Here is a 6,956-nt window from a genome sequence, read left to right on the forward strand (position 1 = left end):
ATGCCCGCGCAGTTGACGCAGATCCGTTCCTGCCCGTTCGCCCCGCGCAACGACCCCAGCGCCTCCGACACCGATCCCGCGTCCGACACGTCGCAGGCCGCGAAGGCGCCGCCCAGCCCGGTTGCAACCGCCCGACCGGCCTGCGCATCGCGGTCAAGGATGCCGACCCGGACACCCTCCCGCGCCAGCGCTTCGACCACCGCCCGGCCCAGACCCGACGCGCCGCCGGTAACGACGGCCGACACTCCGGCATCCAGTTTCATCGCCGTCCCTCCCCGAAAAGCGCCCGCGAGATGTTGATGCGCTGGACGTCCGAGGTCCCCTCGTAGATCTGGCAGACCCGCACGTCGCGGGCGATGCGCTCCAGCGGGAAGTCCTCAAGATAGCCGTAGCCGCCAAGCGTCTGGATCGCGGCAGAGACGACCCGTTCCGCCATCTCGCTGGCGAAAAGCTTGGCAATGGACGCCTCGCGCAGGCAGGGCTGGCCTGCGTCCTTCACCCGCGCCGCGTTCAGCACCAGTTGCCGGGCCGCCTCGACCTGCACGTCCATGTCGGCCAGCCGGAAGGCCACCGCCTGATGCTGGCCGATGGGCTTGCCAAAGGCCGCGCGGTCCTGCGCATAACCCAATGCTACCTCCAGCGCGGCCTGCGCCATGCCGACCGACTGCGCCGCGATGCCGATCCGCCCGGTCTCCAGCGCCGAAAGCGCAATGGACAGCCCTTGCCCCTCCGCGCCGATGCGATGATCCTCTCCGATCCGCAAGCCTGCGAACCGCACCGCGCAGGTGTCCGAGGCGCGTTGCCCCATCTTCCGCTCGGGCGCGCCGATGGTCAGGCCAGGCGTGCCGGCCGGGATGTAGAAGGCACTGAGGCCCTTCTTGCCCGCCGCCGGGTCGGTCACGGCAAAAGCGATCATTCCTCCGCAGATGCGCGCCGAGGTGATGAACTGCTTCTCGCCATCCAGCACGTAGCCGTTGCCGTCGCGGCGGGCGCGGCTGCGCAGCGCGCCTGTGTCGCTGCCTGCCTGTGGCTCGGTCAGGGCGAAGGCGCCGATATAGGCGCCCCGCGCCGCCGGACGCAGCCAGCGATCCTGCTGCACAGGCGTGGCATGGCGCGAAAGGATGGCGCAGAAGGGTGCGTTGTGGACCGACATCATGGTCGACACCGCCCCGTCGCCCGCCGCAATCTCCATCAGCGCCAGCGCATAGGACACCGCATCCGCGCCAATGCCACCGAGCGCCTCCGGCACCGTCATGCCGAAGAACCCCATCGCGGCCATGTCCGAGATGATCTCCGGCTCGATCCGCCCGGCCGCAGCCCGGTCCGTCGCCCCCGGCGCCAGCCGCCCCGCGGCAAAGCTGCGCGCGGTGTCGCGGATCATCGCCTGTTCTTCGGTCAGAAGCCCGGTCATGTCAGTCGCGCTCCACCGCGAGGGCCAGCGCCTCGCCGCCGCCGATGCAGATCGCCGCGATGCCGCGTCGCGCCCCGCGTGCCTCCATCGCGTTCAGAAGCGTCGTCACGATCCGGGCCCCCGAGGCGCCGATGGGATGGCCAAGCGCGCAGGCCCCGCCGTTGACGTTCACGCGGGCCTCGTCGAGTCCCAGATCGCCGGCAAATGCCATGGCGACGACGGCAAACGCCTCGTTGACCTCCCACAGATCGACGTCCTTCGCCTGCCAGCCCAACCGATCCAGCAGCTTTTGCGCCGCCGCGACGGGCGCCGTCGAGAACCAAGCCGGTTCCTGCGCATGGCCCGCCGCCCCCACGATCCAGGCCCGCGGCGCCAGCCCCTGCGCCCGTACCGCCTCGGCCGAGGCCAGCACCAGCGCCGAAGCCCCGTCCGAGATCGACGCGGAACTTGCCGCCGTCACCGTGCCGTCCGGCCGGAACGCGGGCTTCAGCAACGGGATCCTTTCCGGCCGCGCAAGCCGCGGCTGTTCATCCTCGGCGACAGTCACCGGGCCCTTGCGGCCATCCACCCTGACCGGCGCAATCTCGTTGGAAAAGGCCCCGCTTGCCTGCGCCGCAAGCGCCCGTTCCAGCGAGCGCAGCGCCCAGGCGTCCTGTGCCTGCCGCGAAAATCCGTAACGACCGGCGCAAAGCTCCGCGAAGCGGCCCATCGGCGCGCCAGGCTCATAGGCGTCCTCCAGCCCGTCCCGGACCATGTGGTCGACGGCGCCGGTGTCGCCCATCCGCTGCCCGCGCCGGACCTGGGCCATGAGGTGCGGCGCCCGCGACATGCTCTCCATCCCGCCCGCAAGCATCACCGACGCTTCGCCCAGCCGAATGCGCGCAGCCGCGTCGAGGATGGCCTGCATCCCCGACCCGCAGACCTTGCCGACGGTGGTGCAGGGAATTGCGTCCGGCAGCCCGGCTGCCAGCACCGCCTGCCGGGCAGGCGCCTGCCCGACGCCTGCGGTAAGGACCATGCCAAGGACAGCCGCGTCGATCGCGTCTGGCGCCACTCCGGCATCCGCGACAGCGGCGGTGATTGCCGTCGCGGCGAGCCTGGGCGCAGGAACATCGGCCAGCGTGCCGAGGAAGCCGCCCATTGGCGTCCGCCGGGCTGCCAGTATGGCAATCGAGCGCATCTTCGTGCCTCCGTGCAGTGGTCCTGCAGAAGTCTAGCACCAAAAGACGGCATGCGCTTGCCGAAGGAGCCTCAAAGCAGCTAGGACTGCGCATGTCCTAGCCAGGAAAACTCCATTTCAAGCGTGATCCATGCTCAACTTCGATGAAACCGATCTGCGAATCCTGCGCGCCCTGCAATCCGACGGCGGGCTCAGCGTCACCGAAGTGGCGAGCCGCGCCGGGCTGTCGCAATCGCCCTGTTCGCGCCGCATCGCGCGGCTGCAGGAGGCAGGCGTCATTCTGGGTCGCCAGGTGGTCCTCGACGCCAAGGCGCTTGGTTTCGATACGCTGGTCATCGTTCGGATCAAGCTGCAAGGCCACGACCGCGAGCTGCTTGAGGCGTTCAAGGCCGCTGTCCGTGCCATCCCGGAAATCCAGATCGCCTTGCTGGTCCTGGGCGACTTCGACTTCTACCTGCGGATCATCGTCCGCGACATCACCCACTATCAGACCCTGCTGCAGAACCGGCTGGTCAGCCTGCCGGGCGTCCGCGAAATGCAAAGTTCGGTCATCCTCGAAGTGGTCAAGGATGCCCCGGCGCTGCCGATCTAGCTGTCGTCGGGCAGTTCTGCCGGCGCCACAGGCGCCAGCAGTCATCTTGCGGCCGTCGGAATCCTCCGCCAGGGCGGCGATGCGCGTGACCCGGGTCCACCAGGTGGCGGGGCCGAGTTAGCCCTTCTTCAGCACCTTCGAGCCCAGGAGTTCCGCGATCTGTACCGCGTTCAGTGCTGCACCCTTGCGCAGGTTGTCGCTGACGCACCAGAGGTTCAGCCCGTTCTCGATGGTCGAATCCTGCCGCACACGGGAAACATAGGTCGCGAACTCGCCCACGCATTCGATCGGCGTGATGTAGCCGCCGGGCTCGCGCTTGTCGACCAACATCACCCCCGGCGCCTCGCGCAGGATGTCCTGGGCTTCCTGCCAGTCGAGGAATTCCTCGGTCTCGATGTTGATCGCCTCGGAATGGCCGACGAAGACCGGCACCCGGACGCAGGTCGCGGTGACCTTGATCTTCGGGTCGAGGATCTTCTTCGTCTCGGCCACCATCTTCCATTCTTCCTTGGTCTCGCCCGAGTCGAGGAAGACGTCGATATGCGGGATCACGTTGAAGGCGATCTGCTTGGAGAACTTCTTCGGCGGCACGTCGTCGGTCGGGTTGTAGACGGCCTTGGTCTGGTTCCAGAGCTCGTCCATCCCTTCCTTCCCGGCGCCCGAGACGGACTGGTAGGTCGACACGACAACACGGGTGATCTTGGCCCGGTCATGCAGCGGCTTCAGCGCCACCACCATCTGCGCGGTCGAGCAGTTCGGGTTGGCGATGATGTTGCGCTTGGCTACCCCATGGATCGCCTCGGCGTTCACTTCCGGCACGATCAGCGGGATCTCCGGGTCGTAGCGGTAGAGGGACGAGTTGTCGATGACGACGCAGCCCGCCGCCGCGGCCTTGGGGGCGTAGACCTTCGTTGCCTCCGATCCCACGGCGAAGAGCGCGATGTCCCAGCCGGTGAAATCGAACGTGTCCAGGTCCTTGGTCTTGATAGTCTTGTCGCCAAAGCTGACTTCGGTGCCGAGAGATTTGCGCGACGCCAGCGCGGCGATCTCATCGACCGGGAACTCGCGCTCGGCGAGGATGTTCAGCATTTCGCGGCCCACGTTGCCCGTGGCACCCGCGACGACGACCTTGTAGCCCATCGGGGTTCTCCAATATCGTTCCCGCCCTTCGGGAACGGGCGGCTGTTAGCGCATGAGGGCCGGGGGGAAAAGCGGATTCGACGGGCGCGCCTCAGTCCGTCCGGTCCTGTGACAACAGGTAGACAGCAAGGCCGATGGCGGTGGTGACGGCGAAGAACAGGAACACCGCCTGGAAGGGCGCGGCGGGGGGCACGGGGTCGGTCGCGGCATGGATACGGCCGGTGACGATCTGGGCAATGCCGATGGGCGCGATGCCAAACAGGTTGAGGAGCGTCACCCCCCGGCCCATGAGGTGTGGCGGAAAGAACGCCCGGCCATGCGCGATGACCATCGGGAAGCTTGCCCCGAAGAACCCGGCAGCGATCAGCAGAGCCGTTGCCGTGGCGGGCGGCGCGGCGGCGAACCACCAGAGGCCGACAAGACAGGCCAGCGTCACCGCATTGCCGCCGAAGACCACCCATTTCCGCGTGCCAAGCCAGCGGTCCATCGGCCCGTAGGCAAAGTTGCCCGCCACCATGGCCAGACCGATCCAGAGCCCGATCCGCCCGATCTCCAGCGGGTCCGCGCCATGGACATCGGCGAAATAGGGGCCGACCCAGAGGCCCCGCAGCCCGGCAATCGGCATGTAGCAGACCACCATCATCGCCAGGATCGGCCAGATCGCCGGGATGCGTAGCAAGTCGAGAAGCGAGCCGTCCCGCGCCGTCGCCAGCCGTGGCGGGTCGCGCACCAGCACCAGGATCACCAGCGCCACCGCCCCGGTGATCGCGGCCAGGCCCAGCATCGTCTCGCGCCAGCCAAAGGCCGCGACCGCCGCCGAGAGGGGGAGGGCCGAGGCGACGTTGCCCAAGGAGCCGATGCCGATGGTCAACCCCGCCAGCGTGCCGAAGACGGCGGGCGAGAACTGCCGGGCGAAGATGAAGTAGCTTGCCATCAGCACCGGGGCGCAGCCAATGCCGATCAGCGCCATGGCAAGCTTCAGCTGCAAGGCCCCGGCCGCCTTGGCAAAGACCAGCGCGCCCACCGCGCCCACGGCCATCAGCGCGCCCGTGGTCAGGCGCGGCCCGATCCGGTCCAAGAGTGACCCGATCGGCACTTGCATCGCGGCGAAGGCCAGGAACCACCAGCCCGAGGCCGAGGCGAGATCGGCCGCCGAAACGCCGAGATCGGCCTTCAGGACGGGTGCCATCACCGCGAGGAAGGCGCGGTAGAACTGGCTGAGGACATAGGCCAGGATCAGGGCGGCGATGCCGATGCGCATGGGTGGGCCTTTCCAAGTCAGGCGGTTGTGGCAAGTGGGCCGGATGGGTGCAAGGCCGATTTCTTCGAAGAAATCGTGCCGGAGCCTTCAAAGGCTCCGATCCGGCGTTTTCGAAAACTGCGGCGCTGCGGGACTTGCGGGATCGCCGCACGAAGCGTCAGATGCGTGCAGTCCTGGTGGAGGTTTCGATGCGCCTGACCCTTTTCCCAGTCCTGCTCCTCGCCGCCCCCGCCCTTGCCAATGACGGCTTCGGCGGGCTTTCGGCCACGGGCCTGACCTTCGGCCAGACCGACGCGGTGGCGATGGAGGAGGAGAACCTCTTCATCGGCATCGACACCGTCGCCGTCGACTATGTCTTTCGCAACACCACCGACAAGGACGTGACCGGCGAGGTGATCTTCCCGCTGCCGCCCGTTGCCGTCTGGTCCGGCTATGAGGCGATGATGAACCTGCCCGAGGACCTCACCCAACCCGATCTGGTCGGTTTCACCGCCACGGTCGACGGCCAGCCGGTGGATGTGACCATCGACCGCATCGCGGTGGTCGAGGAGCCCTGGGTCGAGGGGCGCCCCCTCGCGGCACAGTATGATACCCCGGGCCGCGATGTGACGGCGGCTCTCGAACGTCTGGGCATCCCGCTGACGCTGGATTTTGCCACGGTGCGCGATCTTCTGTTGTCCTTTCCCGAGGACAAGCGCAACGAACTCGCCGCGCTCGGCCTGGCGGAATACTACGAAGGCGATCCCGCCAACGATATCCCGCCCGATGTCTGGGGCGCCTGGTCCATCGTCACCCGCTATCACTGGACGCAGACCTTCCCCGCGGAGAAGGTGGTGAAGGTCAGCCACAGCTACACCAACCGCCCGCCGGGGGGCCTGTTCTACTGGACCGACCCGCCCGAGGAGTATCAGGCCTACCTCAAGGACATGTATTGCATCGACGCGGGCACGTCGAAGGCCATCGTGAAGGCGTTGAAGAATCCGCAGGGGACAGAGTTTGGTGACTATGGCACGTCCTGGAACATCTCCTACGTCCTGCGAACCGCGAACAGCTGGGCCGGGCCGATCGGCAGGTTCACCCTGACCTTGGACAAGGGCGACCCGAGGAACGTCATCTCGCTCTGCGCCGAGGGGGTGAGGAAGACCGGCCCGACGACCTTCGTCATCGAAAAGACCAACTACACGCCCGAGCGCGACCTTGAGGTGCTGATCGTGCAGCCGATGTCGCAGGACTAGGCCGGCACCGCCTGCAACGTCCGCTCGCGGATCGGCAGGTGGACGATGGCCGAGAACGCGCCCACGCCGACGCCGATCCACCAGACGAGCGTGTAGTCGCCGTTCAGGTCATACATCCGCCCGCCCAGCCAGACGCC

Annotated in this window: 7 protein-coding genes and 1 pseudogene; 2 read left to right on the plus strand and 6 right to left on the minus strand. The window is 67.5% G+C overall.

The features are described from left to right. The 3 genes from JNL31_RS00905 to JNL31_RS00915 all read right to left on the minus strand — a co-directional run. The coding region (locus tag JNL31_RS00905) for an SDR family NAD(P)-dependent oxidoreductase (RefSeq protein WP_294968642.1) at positions 1–263 on the minus strand (263 nt) is incomplete at its 3' end. Then, the gene (locus tag JNL31_RS00910) at positions 260–1,411 is read right to left on the minus strand and encodes an acyl-CoA dehydrogenase family protein (RefSeq protein ID WP_294968645.1); all 1,152 of its coding nucleotides are present in this window, start codon (positions 1,409–1,411) and stop codon (positions 260–262) included. The genes JNL31_RS00905 and JNL31_RS00910, both read right to left, overlap by 4 nt. 1 nt (position 1,412) lies before the next feature. Then, a complete protein-coding gene (locus JNL31_RS00915) occupies positions 1,413–2,591 on the minus strand; it encodes a thiolase family protein (RefSeq protein ID WP_294968648.1) in 1,179 nt (392 codons plus the stop codon). Between the two features lie 130 nt (positions 2,592–2,721). Here JNL31_RS00915 and JNL31_RS00920 point away from each other — a divergent pair, with 130 nt between their 5' ends. Continuing rightward, positions 2,722–3,183 (plus strand): Lrp/AsnC family transcriptional regulator, encoded by a 462-nt coding sequence (locus JNL31_RS00920; RefSeq protein WP_294968651.1) that lies wholly within the window; start codon positions 2,722–2,724, stop codon positions 3,181–3,183. A 117-nt stretch (positions 3,184–3,300) separates the two neighbouring features. Here the strand turns inward: JNL31_RS00920 and JNL31_RS00925 are convergent, their stop codons facing one another. Further along, positions 3,301–4,323, minus strand: coding sequence for an aspartate-semialdehyde dehydrogenase (locus tag JNL31_RS00925; RefSeq protein ID WP_294968654.1), 1,023 nt, complete (start codon positions 4,321–4,323; stop codon positions 3,301–3,303). A 91-nt stretch (positions 4,324–4,414) separates the two neighbouring features. Then, complete coding sequence (locus JNL31_RS00930) at positions 4,415–5,584, minus strand: MFS transporter (RefSeq protein WP_294968657.1); 1,170 nt, start codon at positions 5,582–5,584, stop codon at positions 4,415–4,417. A 161-nt stretch (positions 5,585–5,745) separates the two neighbouring features. On the opposite strand from JNL31_RS00930, the gene JNL31_RS00935 reads away from it, so the two are divergent. Beyond that, positions 5,746–6,819 (plus strand): DUF4424 family protein, encoded by a 1,074-nt coding sequence (locus tag JNL31_RS00935; RefSeq protein ID WP_294968660.1) that lies wholly within the window; start codon positions 5,746–5,748, stop codon positions 6,817–6,819. Here JNL31_RS00935 and JNL31_RS00940 read toward each other — a convergent pair. Beyond that, positions 6,816–6,956: pseudogene (locus JNL31_RS00940) on the minus strand (MFS transporter); the annotation flags it as partial. The gene JNL31_RS00935 and the pseudogene JNL31_RS00940 sit on opposite strands and share 4 nt — an antisense overlap.

The organism is Tabrizicola sp. (assembly GCF_016792905.1).
Classification (GTDB): domain Bacteria; phylum Pseudomonadota; class Alphaproteobacteria; order Rhodobacterales; family Rhodobacteraceae; genus Tabrizicola.